Origin of the sequence: Flavobacterium pokkalii (assembly GCF_014596575.1) — a bacterium.
In the GTDB taxonomy this organism is placed as follows: Bacteria; Bacteroidota; Bacteroidia; order Flavobacteriales; family Flavobacteriaceae; genus Flavobacterium; species Flavobacterium pokkalii.
The window spans coordinates 1-23646 of record NZ_NASZ01000001.1 but is presented as its reverse complement, the minus strand read 5'-3'; the positions used below and the strand labels follow the sequence as shown (position 1 = coordinate 23646).

Sequence of the window (23646 nt, the reverse complement as noted above, 5' to 3'; positions counted from 1 at the left end):
TTATTTATGAAAAATATATTCTTGCTTTTGCTATTGTTGGTCTTTTTTTTTAGTTGTAAAAAATCGGATAGGTTAAATGAACAAAATTTTAAAAATGATGATGTTGAAGCCGTTGCTATAGCTACACCGCCACCACCGGTGGATCAGGTGAAATTCGTCAAGCCTGTAATTGCAAAATCTGAGGAAATTATTGAACAAAAAATAATTAAGACTGGAGACATCAGGTTTGAAAGTAATGATTTAGAAGAAACCTATAATCAGGTGGTTGTAGCTGTAAAAAAGTATCATGCAATTATTCAGAACGATACGGAAGGAAAAGATTATGGATCTATTTTTAGAAAAATTGTTGTTCGTATTCCAAGTGCAAAGTTTGATTTGTTTTTAAGTGACATTTCCAAAGGAGTTACTTATTTTGATAATAAAGAGATTTCTTCACAAGATGTTACCGAAGAATACATAGATATTGACGCCAGATTAAAAGCCAAAAAAGTACTTGAAGCCCGCTATTTGGAACTTTTAAAAAAAGCAAATAAAGTTTCAGAAATGCTGGAAATTGAAGCTCAACTTTCTGCTATTCGCGAAGAAATTGAAGCTAAAGAAGGACAATTGCGATTTATGCAAAGTCAAATTTCGATGAGTACTATTACTCTTGAGTTTTATAAAACGGTTGCTAATGAAGGAGGTGCAACGATTTCATACGGTTCAAAAATTTGGAATGCTTTGAAATCAGGGTTTAATAGTTTCTCAGGCTTTCTTGTTGGTTTAATTAGTATTTGGCCGTTTCTGATATTTTTTGGAGCTATTGGCTATTTTATTAGAAAGAGATTTAAGAAAAAAGTAGTTTAAAATGATGTGTTTTATCAAAAAGAGATATATTCTTCCCGTAGTCGCTTCGGCGTTTTTATTTATTGGTTCCAGTTTCAAGGATGATTTCTTTGAAATAGCTAAGCAAATTGAAATTTTCACGACATTATTCAAAGAGTTGAATATGAATTATGTGGATGAAACTAATCCGGGAGAACTGATGGACACAGCCATCAAAGGCATGTTGGCGAGTTTGGATCCTTATACGGTGTACTTTAACGAGCAGGATGTGTTGAAATTCAAAATCAATAATACCGGCGAATATACCGGAATAGGTGCTCTAATCACGCAAAAATCAGGAAAATTAATCTTGCGGGAAGTTTACAAAGATTTTCCTGCTGATAAAGCCGGTTTTAAAGCCGGTGACGAAATTGTACAAATAGGAGATGTGGCTATTGCTGATTTTAAGGATGATGCTTCTCAACTTTTAAAAGGTGCAAAGAATACCAAAATTGCGATTAAATTCCTGCGTCAGGGAAAGATGAATACAACCGAGATAATTTTGGATGAAGTAGAAATTAAATCGGTTCCTTTTTATGCTAAAATTGATGACAAAACCGGTTATATCGTTCTGAGTCGTTTTAATAGAAAAGCATCTAATGAAACCAAAGAAGCGTTGTTGGAACTCAAAAAACAAGGTGCCAGCCAAATTATTCTGGATTTGAGAAATAATCCCGGTGGATTGTTGAACGAGGCAATTAATATCTGTAATTTATTCGTGCCCAAAAATGAAGTAATTGTTACCACCAAATCTATTAACGAAAAGCACAACAATACTTATAAAACCTCTTTTGATCCGGTAGATTTAGAAATTCCGTTGGTGATTATTGTGAATGATAAAAGTGCTTCGGCTTCGGAAATTGTATCAGGTGCTTTGCAGGATTTGGATCGCGCGGTGATTGTGGGTAGCCGAAGTTTTGGAAAAGGATTGGTTCAAAAACCTATCGATTTGACTTATAATACACAGCTTAAAGTAACTATTTCCAGATATTTTACGCCTTCCGGAAGATGTATTCAGGCTTTGGATTATGCGCACAAAGACAAAAATGGTTTGGCAGTTCGAACTCAGGAAGCCAATTATAATTCGTTTAAAACCCGAAAAGGACGAACCGTTTATGACGGTGGCGGAATTTTGCCTGATGTGCCAATGCCGGAGTCAAAAACCAGTGTGATTGCAAATGCTTTACTTAAAAATGACGGGATTTTTAATTATGCCACAAAGTATTATTATAAAAATCCCAATTTAGGCAATCAGATTCCAAACTTTAATAGTGCTGATTTTCAGGATTTCAAACAGTTTTTAAAGGCTCAAAAAATCTCTTTTGATACGGAAACCGAAGAATCGTTGAAGAGTACTTTGGCTATTGCTCAAAAAGAAGGAATTGATGGTGCAATTATTAATGAATACAAGCAAATGCTGGCGGCAGTTCAAAAAAGTGAAGAGAGTCAATTGGATAATAATCAGGAAGAAATTAAGAATTTAATTTTGGAAGAAATTATCAAACGCTACCAATATCAGGAAGGATTTTATAGTTATTACATGAAATCCAATTCGGAAATTAAAAAAGCGGTAAGTATTTTGGATGATACCGCTACATACAGCAAAATTTTAAAACTTTAAATTTTCGGTTTACTTATCAAAAATTAATTGTTAAACAGCGCCAAAAGTTTCGGTTTTGATTTTTGGGCTGTTTTTTTGTTGATTTCCACCGATTTTATAATTGCTTCGAGTTCGAGCATTAAATCTCTTTTTTCTTTTGAAGGAGCGTAACAAAAACCCTCTAAAACCAATAAGCGGTCATTGTCCTTGTCTACGATAGCGTAATTGATAAAAGGTCCCGACATAAAATCGTTTTTTAATTCCCAGGTTCCTTTCGTTTCGTAAGCTCTTTTGTGATTGAGAACAATATTTGAAAAATAGGGCGAATAGGCTTCTTCGGTAATCATATCGGTGTTGGCTTCTTTGCCGTGAATGTAAAGTTTTCCTATGGAATCTCTCATTCGGATGATATCGGTTACTTTATTCGTTTTGTTTTTAATGGTGTTTAAAGGGACTTCGTAGATTAAAATACTGGTGTTGCCGCTAATGATTTCTTTTTTGAACCATAGAAAATTCTTTTTTTGAACCATTAATTGATAATTGGCAGGCATTTCAAGTTTGATGTTGAAACTGTCTTTAAAGAATTTAGGATCTAAAAGTGATTTTCTGTTTAGATATTGACATTCCTGGATTTCTGTCTGATGGATAGTTTGAATAATTTGCGGCGCATTTTTTTGAATCAGACAAAGAATATCATTGGCTCCTTTAGCGGAAATTTGAAAGATGTTTTGCGGATTGGCAAACTGATTTTTGGTGATTTTAAAGTCTTCTTTAGCGTCTTTTTTAATGATGATAATGTTTCTGCTTTCGGTCATAAAACCTTCCATGAGTTTTACCGGAAACTGATTAATGGTAAAAAGAGGTTCTTCCTGAGGCAGTCCATAAACGGGAGAGGCAAATTTGTTACGGATGCTGTCGCCAATTTCGCCATTCCATAATAAATCGTCTATAATCACCGAGATGTTATTGATTTTTCCATTGACTCTTTCCGGTGTGCTCATTTCCTGTTTGCAGGAAAAGAAAAGAATGGAAATAAAAAGCAATATAAAATGGGTTTTATTCATTTTGTATCGGTTGTAACTGCAATTCAAATTTTAAGGTTGAATTGTTTTGTATTCGTTTTTGGTTTGTTTAAAAAAAAGTATAGCGAATATCGTTCCAATTTTTTTAAAAACAGCAAAAAATTAGCATAAATAATAAAAAAAGGCTTTATTCTATCGTTGAATAAAGCCTTTCGTTGTGATTTGTTAAAGTATATTAACTTTTGATTTTTAATTTCATTCCCGGTTTGATGTCTTCATTACTAATGTCGTTCCATTTTTTGATGTCTGAAACAGTAACACCAGGGTATTTTTTGGCAATACTAAATAAGGAATCTCCTTTTTTTACAAAGTAATCGTGTTGTAAAGCAGCCTCTGTTTTGGTTTTCTTAAAAGAAGCGGCAGTAGCTTTTGAGGTGTTGATGGCAACTTCGTTTTTAGCTACGATTAATGTTTTTCCTAATCCAATATTGTTGTCTGTTAGATGATTCCATTCTTTCAAATCGGCAACAGGAGTTCCGAATTTCTTAGAAATATTTCCCAGATTATCTCCTTTTTGAACCGTATATTCAATGTTTTTTAATTCGGCAGCAGGAGTTGCTACAGCTACTTCAGCTTCGGCTTCTTTCTCTGAAACTTGCAGACTCATACCTGCCTGAATGGTGTTGCTGTTAAGTTTGTTCCATTCTTTAATTTGGGCAACCGTAACATCGTTAGCTTCGGCAATGTTGCTTAAATTATCACCATTTTGAACAATATAAATGCTGTTGTTTTTAGAAGCTAAAGAATCGTTTTTAACTTCTTTTTTAGGTCTTTCTTTGATGTCGGCAGATGCAATTGCGGTTTTGGTTTCAGGAACAAAAAGTGTTAAAACCTTTCCGTAAGCAATTGAATTTCCGTTTAGTTTATTCCATTTTTTTAAATCCTCTAACTCAACATTGTATTTGCTGGCAATAGTGCTTAAGTTGTCGCCTTGTTTTACTTTGTAATACTGTGTGGTACTTCCGGCAGGAAAACTAGGTTTTTCAACAGTTGCAACGGCAGTTGTTGTCGTAGTATTTTTAAACGGATTGTTGTTTTTTAAATCGGCTTCGTGCTGAATATAAGCGTAAATTTTTTCTTCATTTGAAACAAAGACACCAATCTTATCTTTTGGCAAACGCAAATAATGATTCTCATCATGGTAATAAGGAATTACGTTAAGCTTGTAAGAAGGGTTTAAATGTTGTAATTGTGAAACAGGAACGTCTAACAAATCGGCTATTTGTTTAAAAGACATCTGTTTTTTAATCATTACCGTATCGGTGGTAAAGCGTTGAATTAAGGTTTTATTAGGCTTGATTCCGTGTTCTTTGCGGTATTCATACAAATACATCGTTGCTAAGAATGCCGGAACATAACCCTGAGTTTCCCTTGGCAAATTATTCTTAATACTCCAGAAATTTTGCTGACCTCCGGAGCGTCTTATTGCTTTTGCTACATTTCCGGGACCTGAATTATAAGAGGCTAAAACCAATTCCCAGTCGCCAAAAATCGAAAACATATTCGACATATATTGCGCTGCGGCAGCGGTTGCTTTCAATGGATCGCTACGTTCGTCGATGTAAGAATCTATTTTTAAATTGTATTGTTTTCCGGTTTGATACATAAATTGCCAAAGTCCCGTAGCACCCACTCTGGAAACCGCTTTTGGATTTAAAGCCGATTCTACAATGGCTAAATATTTGATTTCTAATGGAATGTTGTTTTTGGCAAAAACGTCTTCGAACATTGGAAAATAATATTCCGAAATGGACATCAGGCGTTCAAAAGACTTTTTTCGATTTTTTAAGAACGATTTGATGATATTTTCTAAGCCCTGATTGTACTGAATGTTAAACGGAGATTTAGCATTCATGGCTTCAAGTCTTGATTTTAAAAGCTCGGTTGGCAATTCGTAATCTACTTTTTCATCGGTATTTATCGTTTCGATATCTTTTGTGATGTCGTTGTATAAATCCAAGCTGGTCAATTCTTTAGTCCACAAACTATCTACACAACTGGCCATTTCGTCGTGTACAAAACTTTGTTTGATAGAATCCAAATAAGAAAGCTTAGTTTCTATTGCAGCAATTCCCTTGCTTTCAGCAATTTCTTGCGAAAACAGGGGAATTGATACTAATAGAAATAATGATAAAGTGATCTTTTTTATAGTCATATTTTTGTTGTCAACTTGCTTAATTTTAAGCGATTAAGAAATCGTTTGTGCAAACTTAAGATGTTGCAGCTAAATAAATCAATAAAAAATGTTAAAATTGTTATATTTTAGTCTAGTATAGCTGCAATACCAGGTAAAGTTTTTCCTTCCAACATTTCTAACATAGCACCACCACCAGTTGAAACGTAGCTCATTTTATCTTCGAAACCAAATTGTTTTACCGCTGCAACTGAATCACCACCACCTACAAGGGAGAATGTTCCGTTAGCTGTAGCTGCTGCAATATAGTTTCCTAATGCGATAGTTCCTTTGGCAAATGTTTCCATTTCAAACACTCCAAGAGGTCCGTTCCAAAGAATTGTTTTCGAATCCATAATTACTTTTTCGAAAGCTGCTAATGATTTTGGTCCGGCATCCATTCCTTCCCATCCGTCAGGAATATTGGTTACATCAACCACCTGAGTATTTGCGTTGTTAGAGAAATCATCTCCGGCAACTACATCAACAGGAATGTGAACCTGAACCCCTTTTTCTTTAGCTAATCTTAAAATTTCCAGCGCTAATTCCTGTTTGTCATCTTCGCAGATAGAATTTCCAATTTTTCCTCCTTGCGCTTTCACAAAAGTAAAAGTCATTCCACCACCAATAATCATGTGATCTACTTTGTCAAGGATGTTTTCGATAACTGTAATTTTAGAAGAAACTTTTGAACCTCCAAGAATTGCCGTTACTGGTTTTTCGCTGTCTTTTAATACTTTGTTGATGCTGTCGATTTCTTTAGCTAATAAAGTTCCGAAGCATTTGTGCTCTGGGAAAAACTGAGCAATAATGGTAGTCGATGCATGTGCTCTGTGAGCTGTTCCAAAAGCATCGTTTACATAAATATCTCCTAATGAAGCTAATTCTTTTGCAAAAGCAACATCTCCTGCTTCTTCTTCAGCGTGGAAACGTAAATTTTCTAGTAATAAAACTTCTCCGGCTTGTAATTCAGCTGCGGCTTGTTGCGCTACTTCACCCACACAGTTTGAAGCAAATTTTACATTTACACCAAGAATTTCGCTGGCTGTTTTTAAGATATGTTTTAATGAATATTTATCTTCAGCTCCTTTTGGACGACCTAAGTGTGACATCAAGATAACACTTCCGCCATCGGCAAGAATTTTAGTAATAGTAGGTTTTGCCGCTTCGATACGGGTAACATCTGTTACATTAAAGTTTTCGTCCAAAGGCACGTTGAAATCTACGCGGATAATTGCTTTTTTATTTTTAAAATCAAAATCGTTTAAAGTCTTCATTAGTTTAATTTTAGATTGTTTTTTTGAAAGTGAAACAAATATAGATATTTTCCGCTAGTATTAAATTTCTAAATCTCAAAAAAAATCAATTTTTTGCAACGAAAACGATGTAATCCATCTGAGGATTGCTGTATATTTCTTATTTTAAAAAAATGGCTGTTAAAAGTTAAATTTTCATTCTTTAACATAGCAAACAAAAGTTTAGATTATATCGGAATTATGAAGGTTTTGAATTTATTAGTTTTTTGTGCGTTTTAGCAAGTAAAAAATGAATTGTAACTTGTTAGATAAAATTATAGTTTAAAATAATTGCTTTAGGAGTAATTAATCATGAACCGGACTTTGGGTACAAGGGCAATTACTTATTCCGGCAAAGAAATCCAATCCAATAGTAATCATGTGCGTCCCGGAATTATAAGACATCAACGGATTAAGGGTAACCTGATAAGAATAGGCAAAATAGAAATTAGACTTTTTAAAACCTGCCATTGGTCCTAAATTCAGTGGTTTAAAAACCTGATCATTCAGGAAACGATAGGAAATTCCGGCCCAATAGTAATCTTCATACTTGTTGTATTTTCGGTATTTTATGTTGATGTCGGTACTGGAACGTTTGTCACTGGCAAATAACTGATAATAAACCGAAGGTTCGTATTCCACTCGGCTGTTTGCAGGTCCTTTAATTACATAACCGGAATAGATTTGATAATTTAAAAGTAAATTAGGTTCAGCACCAAAGTATTTGTCAATATTTTTGGCTAAGATATTATTAGCATTTAGGCTTAAGTAAAAATTATCATAGCGGTACAAAGCACCAATATCGAAGTTGTTGTTCGAATTAAAACGGTTGTCTGTTACACTTGGGTCTAAAACCGGAATTTCATAAGTAGTGTTGAAATTTTCAATATCAATTTTAAAATTATTGATGTTGTAGGATATTCCCAGAGACAGATATTGTTTGGTATAATAATCCAAAATAAGATGTTGGGCAAAAGAGAATTTAGCACCGTTTTGACGGGTATTTCCATTTTTATCATTATAAAAAGAAACTCCGATTCCGGAACGGTCGGCGATTCTAAAATCGGCATAAACGGATGCATTTCTGGGCGCATCTTTAATCCCAATCCATTGTGCGAGTCCGTTGGCTCTGATTTTAAGGTTATCACCAATTCCGGCAAATGTTGGCGAAATCACAAAGTGGTTATCTGCCAAATATTGAGTGTGAACCGGCAAATTCATTTCCTGACAATAACTTTGGCTTATTGTCAGGAGAAGAAAGTATATCATTAATTTTTTCATTCTACTATTTTTAATTTGGGGCAATAGCTTTTTTCTTTTTTGACTATCTGTAAAGTGTAAAATGACCTACAAAATCCCGATTGTCTTTTGGATCGTTTAGTTTTAAAACAAACCAATAATCTCCTGAAGGCAGTTCCTGTCCGTTGTATTTTCCATCCCAGGTTTGCCCTAAGTGATAAGTAGCAATTTTTCGACCATACCGGTCAAAAATGTCAAATGTTAAATCTTTATAATTTATGGTGCAACCCGGAGCCCAGCCGTCGCTTATTCCGTCTCCGTTTGGAGTGAAGTAATTTGGAATACACACATCAATATATTCAAAATAGCGGGTTGCTGTTGCGGTACAACCATTAGCATCTGTTACCTGAACGGTATAATCTCCTGATTTGTAAATGATGTAAGTGTTTTTAGTACCATTGTCCTCACCGTTGAAAGTATATTGATAACCTCCGCCACCGCCGGTTGCAGTTGCCACAATTTCGTTCAATCCGCCATCACTTAGAGTCAAGGTCAATGGATCTACCTGAAGAATGTCAAAAGCAGGAGTACGCTTGATACAGCCGTTAGTATGTCTTACATCAATATAATGTGCAGTACCCGGAGTAATATTTGTAAAAATATTACTTGACTGATAATTTCCTCCATCTAATGAATAATCTAAATCGGCAGGATTCGTAATACTAGGATCAACTGTTACTGTCACCGAATTAGCAGCCGCATTATTTACACAACTGTAATCTACTAAGGCAACCGGATTAATTTTAACCGATTCTTCCAAAGGAACTTCTAATTCGTACGAACAACTATTGGCATCAATAATATATACAATGTGCGTTCCTCCTGTTATTCCTGTAAAATCAAAACGTGTCTGAGTAGGAGCTCCGGTAGTAAAAGTACCGTTAGGGTCATCTAAAATAACACTATACGGCAATACACCACCTGCTATATCAATACTAAATGCAGCATCATTGTCACCGTAGCAAACTTCAGGAACTATTGAAGTTGGATCAACTGTTGCACTGATTGGTGCTGGTTCAGTCATGTCAAAATCTAATCGGACATAACATCCTAATTGATCCTGAACAATAACATCATAATGACCCGGTGCCAGATTTTCAAAAATACTAGAATCAAAAAACTGATTTAAATTTGGTGAAATGGCATATTTGATAATACCTGTCCCACCAGAAGCTGTTACTGTATAAATACCATTATTGGCTCCGTTACAACTTACCGGTGTAATAGTTCCTGTGGCAGTTAATGGTACCAAAGGTTGTGTAATTGTAATAACAGCTGAAGTAGTGTTGCAATCACCACTATCCACTTTTATCTGATAATCGCCGGCAAATAGTCCGGTAAAATTACTAGAAGCACTTGGTCCTTGAACTGTAGCACCCGAACCATCCAGTAAGGTATAGCTGTAATTTCCTAATCCGCCTTGTGCTGTTGCTACGATTACTCCGGTATTATCTCCGGCACAATTGATAACCGCATTAGTTCTGTCAATGTCTATTGTCAGAGGAGGTAGCGGATCTATTTTAATTTGGTTCGAAATAACCGAAGTACAACCATTACTATCTCTAACATAATAGGCATAAGTTCCCGGAGCTACCGGGAATGTTACAGAAGACGCAAATGAACCTAAAACAGTTGTAAAGTTAGCATCGCTACTGTAACTATAAGTTCCTGTTCCACCTGTAGCACTTAATGTTAGCGTAGTTTGATTGTTACAAGTTTGCGTGCTGGCAACAACTAAACTGGCAATTACTTTTGATGGTTCGGTAATTACAATAGGAGTAGATGTAGCGGTACAGCTGTAACCATCTGTTACACTTACTGTATAAGTTCCGGCTCCTAAACCTGAGAATATCGGAGAAGCCTGCGGACCACTTGAAGTAGGAGGTGTTAAAGAAGTTGTATTCAAAGTATACATGTAATTAGAACCCTGACCACCTGAGGTAGTGTTTACAGTAATGCTTGCACTTTTATCTCCAAAACAATTTACCATAGCTGTGTCAGCACTTGCTGTAATAGTAATTGGTGTTGGAATTACTAAAGTCAAATTTGCGGAATCGATACAACCTTTACTATCTCTTACGTTAACAGTGTAATTTCCGGCTGTCAGATTTGTAAAAGTACTTTGAGAAGAATAAGCCACATTCACCGGTCCAACTAATTCGTACTGATAACCACCAGGCCATCCGCCAGTTGCCGTAGCTGAGATACTTCCATCATTGTTTCTTGATATACAGGTGATTTCGGTATGTGTTTCAGCAATTGTTAAAGCTGCTGAAGGTTGGGCAATTGTGAAGTTTTTAGTAACGGAACAATATGGACTATTGGTTAAAGTTGCTGTTATGGTATAAGTTCCCGCGGCCAAATTAGATATCGTAAATGGTCCTGCTGTAGGACTTACTCCTGAAGTAACCGGACTTCCTAAGGCATCAACAATGTTGTAGCTGAATGCACCTGCTTCGTCAGTAGGAGTTGGTACACGATCAATAAAAGTAATAGCGACACTGCCGTTAGATCCTCCATAACAACTTACATCAATAGTATTGCTAGTATTTATGTCAAAAGTATTTGGTTCATTTACATAATAAACGTCTTGAATACTACAGCCCGTTGTTGGATTTATTACTGTTATGATGTATTCTCCAACTGTTAATCCTGTAAAAATTCCAGAAGTATTCGTTTGAGAATAAACGCCTCCAAGAGTTCCTGCTAAATTATCTTCAACAGTATATTGTAAACTTGCCGGAGTTCCACCAATACTGCTCACAGAGACTGTGATGTCTTCTAAATTAGCACAAGTAATAGCATTGTTAACGGTTACGTTTATTTTATCCAAAGCGATATACGAGTCAATGGTAACGGCAGCTGGAGCAGCGCCTGGACAACCTTTGTCATCATGAACATTTACGGTGTAGTTTCCTCCTAACAAATCGGCTTCGGTATATACATTGTTGGTTCCAAATTGGACTCTTGTTCCGTTTTTGATGAATTCATAGTTGTACACTCCTGAACCTCCTGTTGCTCCATTTACAGTAATGGTTGCAAAATTATTGGCATTCGAATTAGGATTACATCCAAATTGAATAACATCGAGAGCAGGAACCACAATGAGTGCAGGTTCATTTATATCAATTGTTTCAGTATCTGTACAACCTCTGGCTGAAGTAACAGTAACCGTATAACTTCCTGCTGCTAATCCATTGAAAATATTAGATTGTTGAGGTGCTCTTGTTGCATCACCCGAAAGACTGTATAGATACACCGGATTATCATTCACACCCGGAGCAGGAGTAGCCATAGTAGCTGTAATGACTCCATCACTGCCTCCGTTACAAGTCACATCTGTTTTTGAAAGGGCAAAACCAGTTACCGGAGTTGCCGCTTCTAAAGTTACCGTGATAGAGTAGGTACAGCTCGTCGTTAGATCACTCACCGTAGCCGTATGTGAACCGGCAGTTAAGTTGGTAAAGTCCGCTGAAGCTTGATAAGTTCCACCATCTAAACTGTATTGATAATTGCCTGAACCTCCACTGGCTGTTAATATTAATGTTCCATCACCATCGGCACAACTTGGTAAGGCAGTAATGTTTGCTGTTAGTTGTAAGGCCGGTAAAATGTTCACCAAACCAGATACAGTAGTGGTACATCCGTTAGCGTCTCTAACCGTTACATCGTAAGAGCCCGAAGCATTTACTGTAAATGTATCGTTGCTTTGGAATCCTGAGCCAATACTATATTCAAATGGTGCGATACCTGTTGCTGAAAGCGTAAAGGTATATTCTCCGGTTGGCGATGGACATTGACTAAACGAATTTACAGTTACCGTTGGTAACGGATCAGTAGCAATTGTTATAGCTAAAGGATTTGAAATCACACAGCCATTGGCATCTCTTACCCAAACATCCCAAGCAGTTGAAATAGCAGGGTCTAAAACAGCTGAAGCAGAGTTGGTATAAGCTCCTGCACCATTTCCGCTTGGTACAAATGAATAACTATAAGGAGCAATTCCTCCTGTAGCGGTTACCGATACTTGAGTCCCAAAATTACAATTAGCATTGATGTTAGTTGTTTCTGTTAAAGCTAATGGTGTAGGTTCTGAAACTGTAACGGAAGTTGTAGCCTCACAACCTGTAGTTTCATCTGTAATTGTAATGAGGTACGTTCCTTCGGCCAAATTGTTTTTAGTAATTGTTGTCGAATTTTGTCCAATTTCTGGTGTTTCCCCATTAAATACATAACTGTATGTTCCCGCAAAATTAGCAACGGTAAATTCAATCACACCATTGGAACTTCCATTACAGGTCACATCACTAATTAACTGTCCGGAAACGGTTATGTTGGTTACCGGATCTACTGTATAGGCTTCCTGATAGCTACAACCATTGGCATCGGTTACCTGGAATAGGTAAGTGTCCGGTGCTAATCCTGTGAAGATTCCAGTTGAAGCACCAGTAGTATTAGTTGTTGCAGATGTAGGGAATAAAATGGCATAGCTTAATGATGGTACACCACCAGTAACACCGGTAATTTCTACTGTTCCGTCAGCTAAACAAGTAACTGGGGAAGTGGTATCAAAAGTCATGTCTGTTGGACGATCTAATGCCGGAACAGGAACATCAACAGTTGCAGTGCTGATACAACCATTACTATCTCTTACGAAAGCTGAAACCGTTCCTGCGGTATAGGTTGTAAAAGTGTTTGTACTGCTGAATGATGCTCCTCCGTTGAAACTATATTGATAAGTTCCAGTACCTCCTGAACCTGTTATGGTTACAATTGCCGGTTGAGTAGCATTACCTGCGCCACAAGTTAGCTCTTGGGTTAAATCGCCAGTTCCGCTAACAGCAGTTGGTTCTCCTATTGTTGCTGGTTGAGGAGCAGAGTCACAAGATTTACTATCTTTCACGATAATGTTGTAAGTACCAGCGGCATTCAATCCTGTAAATACATTTGATGCATAGAAATTTGCACCATTATCAATACTGTAAGTAAATGGTCCCACTCCGGCAGTTGGTGTTATGGTAATCGTACCATCGCTTGAATCAATACAGCTCTCATCTGTTTGAGTAAAAGTGAAATCAGGAACAATTTTAGGTTCAATGGTAGCTTCTGAGATAAATTGACAACCATTAGTATCCGTTACTCTGAAAGTGTAGGTTACGGCTGTTGCTGCTGAATAAATTGTGGTATTTGTTCCTGAAAATGGAGTTGAAGAACCGTAAGTTCCTCCTCCATCAGTGGAAACTTCATAAGTAAACGGAGCGAGGCCGTCCGTTACATTTAAAGTAATTTCGGCATTCGGTGAAGTTGTACAATCTAATTCTTTGGTTACGATTGGATTTACGGAAAGCTTTCTGTAAAGGGTTATTGTTTCGATATCGGTACAGCCATTCAAATCTCTTAGAGTGATTGTATAAGATCCTGAATTTAGATTACTTAAAACATATGGTAAACCAGTGATATTTTGGAATGCACTTCCATTAACGCTGATAGCATAAGGAGAAATACCAGCTGTTGTCAAGCTAACTGTGATTTCATAGTTTCCTTCATCAACACAATTATTGGTAGGTGTCAAAGCAATTTCAGGACTTGGGTCTAATGGTACCGTTTGAATCGTAGATGATTTTATACAACCGTAGGCGTCTTTAACATAGACATAATAGTCGGCTGCCGGCACACTAAAAGTACTGGAAGAAACCCATCCCGAATCAGTTGCCAAAGGTGGTGTTGCCGAAGTTGAAATCATAAACTGGTAAGGAGCCGTTCCGTCTTTGGCTTGGGCACTTACAATTCCGTTAGCATTACAGTTGGCATTTTGTACTACAGCAGCTGTTATACTTAAATCTTTGGCTGATTCGGTAATATTAAAGCTGTCAGATGCGATAGAACAACCAGCGTTTTCTGCACCAATTTCTTCTTTTACTACAATAATATAATTACCAAAAGGTAAATTTCCGGCGTCTGTAATAGTTAAAGTTCCATTAGCAGGAATTGTTCCAGAGCCCGTAACTCCGGTCGTAATTAATGATAAGGAATCAAATATTTCATAAGTAATATTTGTAGAGGTCAAATAGTTGCTGATAATATCAAAGCTCACTTTTCCATCAGCTGCACCTTTACAAGTGATGTTTTTAGGAATCAGGTTACTGATTACTAAGTCCGAATTAGTAGGAATTGCTGTGTCGGAAGTTTCATAGTAATAACATCCGGTTGTAATATCGTGAACTATAAAAGTATAAGTAACTCCCGGAATTAAATTAGGAATAGTTGTATGCTTACTTCCCGGTGAGTCTTCAAGATACCATGCCGGATCACCTGGAGTATAAGTCATTGTTGAACCTGTATAAACAGCAAAAGCAAACGGACCGCTACCTATTGTAGCTCCGGTAACAGATATTTGAGCTGTTCCACCTGTACAATCGGCTATTGAGTCAATATTGATATCTAAATCATCCGGTGGAGATGCTACTAATACATTCTGAATTAATACTGAACATCCATTGGCATCCACCACATTGATTTGGTACAAACCAAAATCTACGATGTCAAAAGTGGTTGATGTATCTCCTAAATTGTTTAATTCGGAAGCATTGTAGCCATTTGTTCCGGTAACAAAATAATTATAAGCTGGATTTCCACCCGAAACGGCATCAATAATAATCGAACCTTTAGAAACCCCGCCTGCACCACAGCTAATATCAACAACGTGATAAGTTACGTTAATTGGAGTTGGTTGATTAATTGTAATATTATCAGTATCTGTACAACCTTTGGAATCTTTTAAGGTTACAGTATAGGTTCCTGCTGCTAGACCAGTAAAAACATTAGAAGATTGGAAATTTGTACCGTCAATACTATAGGTAAAAGGAGCAATACCCTTAGATGTGTCAATGTTTACGGTAATGGCTGCTGTAGTATCGTCACTACAAAATATTTGTTGGGTTTGTGTTAGAGTATTAATTACAGGATCAACAATTGGGTTAATAGTTACAATATTTGATAGTCTGGTACATCCGTTTGCATCCGTGATTTCAAATTGGTATGTTCCTGCAGAAGAAACCGTATAGGTGTTTCCGGCTGCTAAACTTATTGTATTGTACGCACCACCATTGATTGATACCTTGTAGAAATAAGGACCGTTTCCACCATTTGTATTTAGTGTGATTGTTGCATCAGTAGGGCCATCACAAGTTAAATCTTTTGTTAATACAGCGGTTGAGGTTAAAAACGGATAAACAGTAACCGTTGTTGTTCCGATACATAGATTAGCGTCTCTAACTGTAACAGTATAATCTCCTGGAGTTGTCACAGAAAAATTAGGACTTGATTGAAATCCTGAACCAATGCTATAACTTAATGTTCCAACACCTCCGCTGCCTACAGCAGTAATGGTGTAAGAACTTCCATTAGAAGTACATTGATTTGGTACCGAAGCGGTAACAGTTGGAGTAGGATCTTTAGCAATTATTATGTCTAATTTTTTTATACAACCATTCGCATCTTTTACATACACATCCCAGTTCAAATTTACTGTTGGATCTAAGTTGGCTGTGTTAGAAGCCGTGTAGCTTCCTGCAGGCGCATTATTTTGAACAAATGAGTACGTGTAGTTTGGAGTTCCTCCATTTGCAGTTACTGTTACTTTTGAAGTAGGTATAATACAATTCGCATTAACATTTGAAGTTAAAATTAAATCCAGAGGATTAGTTGGTTGAGTAATAGTAATAGTTGCATCATCCTTACAGCCGGTAGCTGTATCTGTTACTTCCACAGTATAAGTGCCCGTTGCTACATTCGATAAAGTAATTGTATTTCCTGATTGAATTAAAGTACCAGTTCCTAATGTGCCAGCGGTCAATACAAAAGTATAAGCACCTACAGTGTTATTTCCGGAAACGGTAAATAATCCGCTTCCTGAACTATCACCAAAACACAACACATTGCTGGTTACATTAGCAGCAAGGGCAATTGGAGTCACCGGCAATACATTATGAGATTGGGTGTAATAACAGCCATTAGTATCGGTTACTTTAAAAATATAAGTCCCCGGTAATAATCCCGTAAACACTCCTGTAGTATTGGATGGAGCAGTGGATGCCGGAGAAACAATTTCATAGGTTAATGTTCCTACACCTGTTCCTGCTGTAGGAGTCACGGTAACTGTACTTGTGCTTGTGTTACAGGTGATAGGCGTTGTTCCAATGGATCCCGCAACCGGAGGATTTAGTTTGTTTAGAGTAACACTTTCAGGAAAAGTACAACCATTGGAATCTCTAACAGAATAATTAATAGTTTGATCGCTACCAGTATCGTTTACAGTTAAAACATTTGAACTGCTGTAAGCACTTCCGTTAAAGCTATAGGTGTATGGCGCTGTTCCTGTTGTAGGTTCTTCGATAGTAATTGTTGCTGATTGTTTGGTATTGGTTGGACTACAGCTAAACGGAACGACTGTTGCGGTAGTTGTTAAAGCCGTTGGTTCAGATAAAGTGACTGTTCCTGTGAAAGAACAATTTTTACTATCAAGAACTTCATAGTTATAAGCAATATTGGCCCTTAATCCGCTGTAAAGACTAGTGGTTGTAAATGCGCTTCCATCAAAACTATAGGTGTAAGGTCCCACTCCTCCTGATGGAATAATCTGAACCGAACCATTGTCATCGCCATTACATAATGGATTTATGGTGTTTAATGTAGCATTTACAGGAACTAAAGGATTGATCGTTGCCGATGTTGTGGTCGTACAACCTTGATCATCCTGAATTTGAAATTGATATGTACCTGCAACTGCCGTGGTGTAAGTAAAAGTAGTTGCGTTTGGCTGTGCAATAGTTCCAGATCCCGTACCTGAAATAAGCGTAACGGTGTATGGTGCATAACCACCGGAAATTGTTCCATTAATAATCGCATTCGGAGTAGCAGTACAATCTAATTCTTTTACACTTGGGATAGTTGCCGTTAATTGCGGAGCAATAATGATATTGGCAATAGTTGCTATACAATTAAAACTATCCGTTACTACTATTTGATGAGTTCCCGGGCTTACATTGTTAAAAGTGTTAGAGTTTTGGGCAGGAGCACCATCCAGACTGTAAACGAATGGAGCTGTTCCGCCGGAAGTAGTTACTACTAATGTTGCCTGATTGAGACTATCATAACAAAAATCCGAACTTGGATCTAAACTAGCTGATAAAGATGGTGGAGTAACTACTGTAATCACTGGGCTGTCATCGGTACAGTTATTAGCGTCGTATCCGCGAACAATATAGCTTCCCGGAGCAACATTAGTAAATGTATTGGAAGTTTGTGAACTTACAATGTTAGTGGTTGCTGTAGCATCCCATAATTCGTAACGAAAAGCTGGCGTTCCTCCTGTTGCAGCAGCTGTAATTGTAGCGCCACCCGAACAGCTAGCCGGACTTGTAACGCTTGCTGTAATAACTAATGGAGCAGGGGCCGTAATTGTAGCAGTAAATGATTGCTCACAAGTATTGCCTGCAGTAGCACCATAACGAATTTTTAAATTATAAGTGCCTGGAGCCAATCCGGTAATGGTGTATGGAGAAGCTGTTTGTGTGTTCCATGTCGCTCCATTGTCAAGAGAATATTGATAGCCATTTGTAGTATCAAAATTAGTTGCTGCAATGGTGATTTCACCGTCATTGGGTTCCGAACAGTTTAGATTTTTAACATTTACTAATGATGCTGTAAAGGCTTCATCGGTTGGGATAATTACAGTAAAATCTTTGGTTGTAATACAGGTTTTTGGTAATTGGTAAACTTCGATATCGTCAACCGCAAAATCGATTCCATTAACCTGAGCTATTTCTAAACGTAATACAAAGTCTAATGTGGTGTTGTCTCCTGGGTTAATGGTTTTGTTGTATTCGATCCAACCATTCGTTTTTGGTATTCCTCCGGTAGATTCTGAGGATAAGGCAACTCCGGATGCATTTTGTAATTCAACAGTCAGTGAAGCATTAGGTTGGGTATTGCCTACTTTCAATAAATTGGTAGCAAAGAAACGTACCTGAATAGGTTGGTTTGGAATAATGTCCTGGATGGTTTTTCGGTACACAACAGCGTTATTCGGTATAGCGCTTCCGGCGTCAACCGCTAAATATCTTCCGATGGCACTACCGGCAGTATGATCAACGGGATTGTGCCATCCGCTGTATATTCCGTTTTTAATGGTATTGGTAACGGTATATTCTCCGTTGTTTAGGGTTCCGTTTCTATCACAGGTGATGAAGTTTTGTTTTTCAAAACAAAAGGACGGATTAATTCCCGGGGAAGCCACTTCAGAACCAGATCCAAAATCTTCTTTTAATAAATTGCTGTAAGTTGGCGCAGTCAATAATTGGTACGAAACGCTCACGGTATGCGTTCCGGAAGAGACATTGGTGAACACATTAGGCGGAACATTAGTATTTGGAATTCCGTCAATAAGGTATTCGTAGCTATAATTTGCGCCTCCATTATTGGTTACCGTTACCGTAGCAGTAGCGGTACCGTCGCAATTAAAAGCAGGGTTTTCTACATTAATTGTAGGTTCAACCGGTACCGGATCTATCACAATATTAGGCATTGGATAAATACAGCCATTGGCATCCCTAACGTATACGGTGTAAGTTCCCGGCGCCAGATAAGCCTCATTAGTTGTTGTCCATGTAGTTTGATTGTCAAAACTATATTCGTATGGTGCGGTACCTCCCTGAGGATTCGTAATTCTGATTTTTCCTTCTCCTGATGTTCCGCAACCGGCTAATTCTGAAACTCCTGCCGAAGCAGTTACTGCGGTATCGGGTTGGGTAATAGTGATGGTTTGCGCGGTGCTAAAACAATCGGTTCCAGCCAATGAATATTTTACAATAGCGTTGTAGGTTCCGGCGCCAAGATTAGAAAAAGTAGGGTTCGAAATATAAGTAGCACCATTATCAATACTATAGGTCAAAGTATAACCATTGGCATTAGTAACAGTAAAATTGATGACTCCGGTCGTATCATTATAACACAAAATATTTGTTTGACTGATAGTAAATTCAGGAGCCGGTACAGCAACTACAGTAATGGAAGTGGTGGTACTGCAATCCTGACTATCTACTACCTGAATAGAATAGGTTCCCGCGGCGCTAACTGTAATTTGTGGTGTTGTTTGTGAAGAAGTTGAGCCATTTACGTAATAGTTATAAGGCGGAGTTCCTCCAACAGGATAAACGGTTATTTCGCCATCTTCGCAGGTTAAGGCTTTAGTTAATGCCGATGTTGCTGATAACAACGGAGGTTCGGTTATAGTAATAGCGGTAGATGAATCACAGCCGTCATCAGTCCATACTCTTACGGTATAAGTGCCCGGATTTAATCCGGCAAATTCATAGTCGCTGGCTGTAACAGGACCAACACTATTAACTAAAGTTCCTCCTTGCGAAATGCTGTAATAGTATTGAGGATAAGCATCAGCAGCGCCAATTTTTATAGAACCTTTGTCGCCGTAACATAAAGGCTGGCTGACAATAGTTGAGGTGCTAAAGTTTCTTTGACGTACCAGAATGTTTTGTACCGTAAAAATACAGGGATTAGTAGTTACACCCACCTGTCTGATGTAAACGGTGTAAGCACCCGCTGTAGCAATCGGAAAAATATTAGAAGGCTGGTAATCGGTACCATTTAAACTGTATTCGTACCCTGATGGAACTCCCCCGATAGTAATTTGACCGATTGTTGTACAAATGATGTCTCTGCTGGTAGCCGTCGGGTTCAATAAGTTTTGGTAAACATTAAAATAAAATCGGCTAAAACAACCTCCCGAATATAGTAAAGTTACTCTAAATTGTCCGGAAGTATTCGCCAGAAAATTTGGTCCTGTGCCTACAACATTCCATTGGCAGGCCGTGTTTTCATTGGCACAATTTGTAATGGTTTGAGCGGGACAACTGCTTTCGTCAAGTTTTTCCCATTGAATAGTAGAAGCGTCTGAAATATTGGTTTGAATATAGCGGCTCGAATTGGCTCCACAAAGGAAAATATTAGGCAGTTCTTTTCCGTTATTTTGACAAATTACTACTTCGTCAGCATAAGGAATCACAGGATTAGTTATGGTGTTACCAAAAGGAATAACGGTTATCACTTCGGTAATGGTTGCACAATCAGACGTGGAGGTTACATAATACGTTCCGGTATCTGTTGCGGTATAAGTTTGATTAGTACCTATTACCGGAGTTCCCGTTGAACTGCTTGACCAGGAGTAGGAATCATAGCCGTCAGCAGCGGATAGCTGTACACTGGCGCCACATAAAACTTCATTTCTGGAAAAAGTTTGCCCGTTAATATTAACCAAAAAATTGGTGGATTGTGGAGTTCCAAAATTACAAGTTGTTGAGGAGTAACTTCCTTCATCTACAATTTGTTTGGTGTTGATAACTCCCTGATATGAGGCCAGAGCTTGGTTTTTTATTACGTTGTCACAGGCATCGGTTATTTGGTTGTAATCGCTTACCAATTGTACATGCAATCGGATGGTTTGGCTTAGGGAATTAACTTCAACTAAGGTATTTGGAATGGAAAATTCTAATGTTCTTGTGGTAGAGTTATAGGTGTGAGTTACGCCTGTTGGTAAAGAAATAATATCAGATGGGTAATTAAATATTACATTTTTAGGAAGAACATCTTTTAACGTAAAATTCTTGACATTGTCATTCCCGATGTTTTGAAATCCTATTTCATAATATAAATTATCACCCAAAGTGACATTTGTATTTCCAATGTCATTTCCATTGATGTCTTCGACAATTTTAGTGAGTTTAATTTCAGGGGCAATAACATCTACGGCAAACGCATTGAAAAAAGAAAATATTGGATTGGCCTGACCCTTTGCTACCTGAACGGTAATTGTTGCAGAAGTTGCATTGTAATTAATTACCGATTTTTCAGCTGAGAGGACTGTTTCTATACCGGTATCATAACCTAAAGAATTACTGTTGTTAGGGATTCTGTCTGTAAAATAACCATTCCCATCTGTAATAATACTATTGAAAAATCTATTAGATGCTCTTTGAGAATTGGTGATTGCTTTACCATTGATTTCAGTTTTACTACCAACTTCTCCTTTATCTCCTTCCAAACTTGCAAAAGCATATAATATGTTTATAGTTCCGGAAGGAGGTGTTATAAAACCTGATATAGGGATAGATAAAGTTTTATCATCATAAATGCTGCTGAAACCATCAAATGAAGTAATTGATTTTTTTGTAGCTGCATCATTTTCATAAACTATAAAAAGTGTCCATCCGGCCGATAAACCTGTTGTAGAATTAAATCCTAAACTTGATGTTACATTTGCGACAGTATAGGTTCCCTGAGGATCAGCTAAACCAGATATTAAAGTGGTTAAGTCAGCATAGCAGGCATAAGGCGTATTTGTAGGTTCGTTTGTTCCTGCGGCTATGGGATCTACTACAGCATCATAAATAAGTTCACCTGTCACATCAGTATAAGTAGTATTTCCGGGTAATTTTAATTTAATTTTATTGATTTCTGATCTGTTTTGCGGCACTTGGAGTATAGCTCCCCAATATAAACCCGCATATGCAATTTTGGAGCAGCCGGAAGTGCTAGGCATTTTGAGGTTGGCACTACTTGAACTAAAAGTGGAAGCATCACTATCAATATCTATATATTGCATATTTGTATTCTGGTTGACACTGTTATCACTAAGATTGTTGTTGTCTTTGCCCAGAATATTGTTACCAATTAGTAACATATTTCCTTTGATTTCATTATTATACCTAATAGAAAAAGGCTTGTAATTTTGACCAAATGAAACAAAAGTCATTAACAAGAGTGCAAGAGTGAAATGTAGTTTTATCCTGTTTTTAGAAAAAACACAGAATAAATCTTTTAGTTTAGAAGTTTCACTATTAGAATCGAATATCAATTCTAATTGATTTCTAAAGGCTTTATAAAAAGAAGAATGCTTTGCATTGAGCAAAGTGAATATTAGTAGGTAGTTTTTTTTCATTCGGGAAAATTTATAGTTCCGTTGGTATATCTTTAAATACCATAATCCAACGGCAACTTCAGGGGCGTAAAGTTGGGTTGGATTATCGTATTGCTTTATGTTAAATCTATTTCATGTTCTAATTGTTTTCAATTCGTACTATGAATAATTTGCCGTTGTAAGGCTTACTTCCTTTTGCTTTTAACGCTCTTTTAGCTGCTTCCAAATCATCGAATTTTTCATAATAAATAAAATATTTACTTGTGTTTACATCGTAAAAGAAATCAATATTAGACTGACCTGCGGCGACTGTTTTTGTTAAAAATTGGTTTCTTTTACTTATGTCACTATGAGCCGCAAGAATTAAATAATAACCATTTTCAGCATGATTTACATTCTTTAGAATCTGCAAATTTGACTGTTCTTCACCAAAGTCAAAATCTTCGGCTTTTAGAGGTACAGCGCTAAACGGTGTTTTCTCTTTTATTTCATTTAAAACAGCTCTGTCTTTATCATATTTTGCCTGATCATTTTCAAATGAGGCTCGTTTGATTCTTCTTTTTTTCTCAATTTCAGTTTCGGTATTAATTTTCTCTAAGGAAGCAATCAAATTCAGATTGGTTTGTACTGCGTTTGATTGTTCTGTTTTTAATTGGCTGATCGTGCTTTGATACATACGGTTGAAAGCGTCGTTTTTAGTAGATGCTTTTTTGTTTCTCTCAGCTGATAAAGCTTCTAATTCCTTAATCTTTTGGTTTTGTTTCTGATTGATATCGGCAATTTGTTGGCGTAAGGATTCAATAGTTCTGTTTTCAGCAGAAGCACTTTTAAATGGTTTTGGCGCTCTGAAAATTCCTTTTTCGCTTAAATCATTTTCTTCTTTTAAGTCTTTAAGGTCTTTTTCTTTAATGGCAACCATGTCATTAAATTTTTTCAATAATTCCTGTTGGCTGCGTTTTAGCTCTTCAATGGATTTTGCTAAATCTTCCATTTCTTTAGCATTAGTATCATTTGGTGTCGCAGCGGTTTGAGCGGCGAGTGCATCGGCTTTCGCTTTGTTTTCTGCGTCCAGTTTGGCTTTCGCCAAAGCGTCTGCTTTTGCTTTTTCCTCAGCAGCTTTTTGAGCGGCAAGAGCATCGGCTTTCGCTTTGTTTTCAGCGTCCAGTTTGGCTTTCGCCAAAGCGTCTGCTTTTGCTTTTTCTTCAGCAGCTTTTTGAGCGACAAGAGCTTCGGCTTTCGCTTTGTTTTCAGCGTCCAGTTTGGCTTTCGCCAAAGCGTCTGCTTTTGCTTTTTCCTCAGCAGCTTTCTGAGCGGCAAGAGCTTCGGCTTTCGCCTTGTTT

The 23646-nt window shown here is 37.3% G+C and carries 7 protein-coding genes and 1 pseudogene; 2 read left to right on the top strand and 6 right to left on the bottom strand.

Annotated features, from left to right (window positions below; genetic code table 11):
- The first annotated feature begins 6 nt into the window (after window positions 1–6).
- Together B6A10_RS00040 and B6A10_RS00035 are read left to right on the top strand one after the other, a co-directional pair.
- Window positions 7–846, top strand: a complete 840-nt coding sequence (locus tag B6A10_RS00040) for a DUF4349 domain-containing protein (RefSeq protein ID WP_188219213.1) — start codon at window positions 7–9, stop codon at window positions 844–846.
- Window position 847: 1 nt separating this feature from the next.
- Entirely contained in the window at window positions 848–2485 is a 1638-nt protein-coding gene (locus B6A10_RS00035) for a S41 family peptidase (RefSeq protein ID WP_188219212.1), read from the top strand.
- 23 nt (window positions 2486–2508) lie between these two features.
- On the opposite strand, the gene B6A10_RS00030 is transcribed toward B6A10_RS00035, so the two are convergent.
- From B6A10_RS00030 to B6A10_RS00005, 6 genes and pseudogenes are all read right to left on the bottom strand, one after another.
- Complete coding sequence (locus tag B6A10_RS00030; protein WP_188219211.1) at window positions 2509–3528, bottom strand: DUF4837 family protein; 1020 nt, start codon at window positions 3526–3528, stop codon at window positions 2509–2511.
- Window positions 3529–3721: 193 nt separating this feature from the next.
- Window positions 3722–5701 (bottom strand): LysM peptidoglycan-binding domain-containing protein, encoded by a 1980-nt coding sequence (locus B6A10_RS00025; RefSeq protein WP_188219210.1) that lies wholly within the window; start codon window positions 5699–5701, stop codon window positions 3722–3724.
- Between the two features lie 107 nt (window positions 5702–5808).
- Window positions 5809–6996, bottom strand: a complete 1188-nt coding sequence (locus B6A10_RS00020) for a phosphoglycerate kinase (protein WP_188219209.1) — start codon at window positions 6994–6996, stop codon at window positions 5809–5811.
- A 324-nt stretch (window positions 6997–7320) separates the two neighbouring features.
- Window positions 7321–8295 (bottom strand): PorP/SprF family type IX secretion system membrane protein, encoded by a 975-nt coding sequence (locus B6A10_RS00015; protein ID WP_188219208.1) that lies wholly within the window; start codon window positions 8293–8295, stop codon window positions 7321–7323.
- A gap of 43 nt (window positions 8296–8338) precedes the next feature.
- Window positions 8339–22327, bottom strand: coding sequence for a T9SS type B sorting domain-containing protein (locus tag B6A10_RS00010; protein ID WP_188219207.1), 13989 nt, complete (start codon window positions 22325–22327; stop codon window positions 8339–8341).
- Between the two features lie 118 nt (window positions 22328–22445).
- A pseudogene (locus tag B6A10_RS00005) lies at window positions 22446–23646 on the bottom strand (PorP/SprF family type IX secretion system membrane protein); the annotation flags it as partial.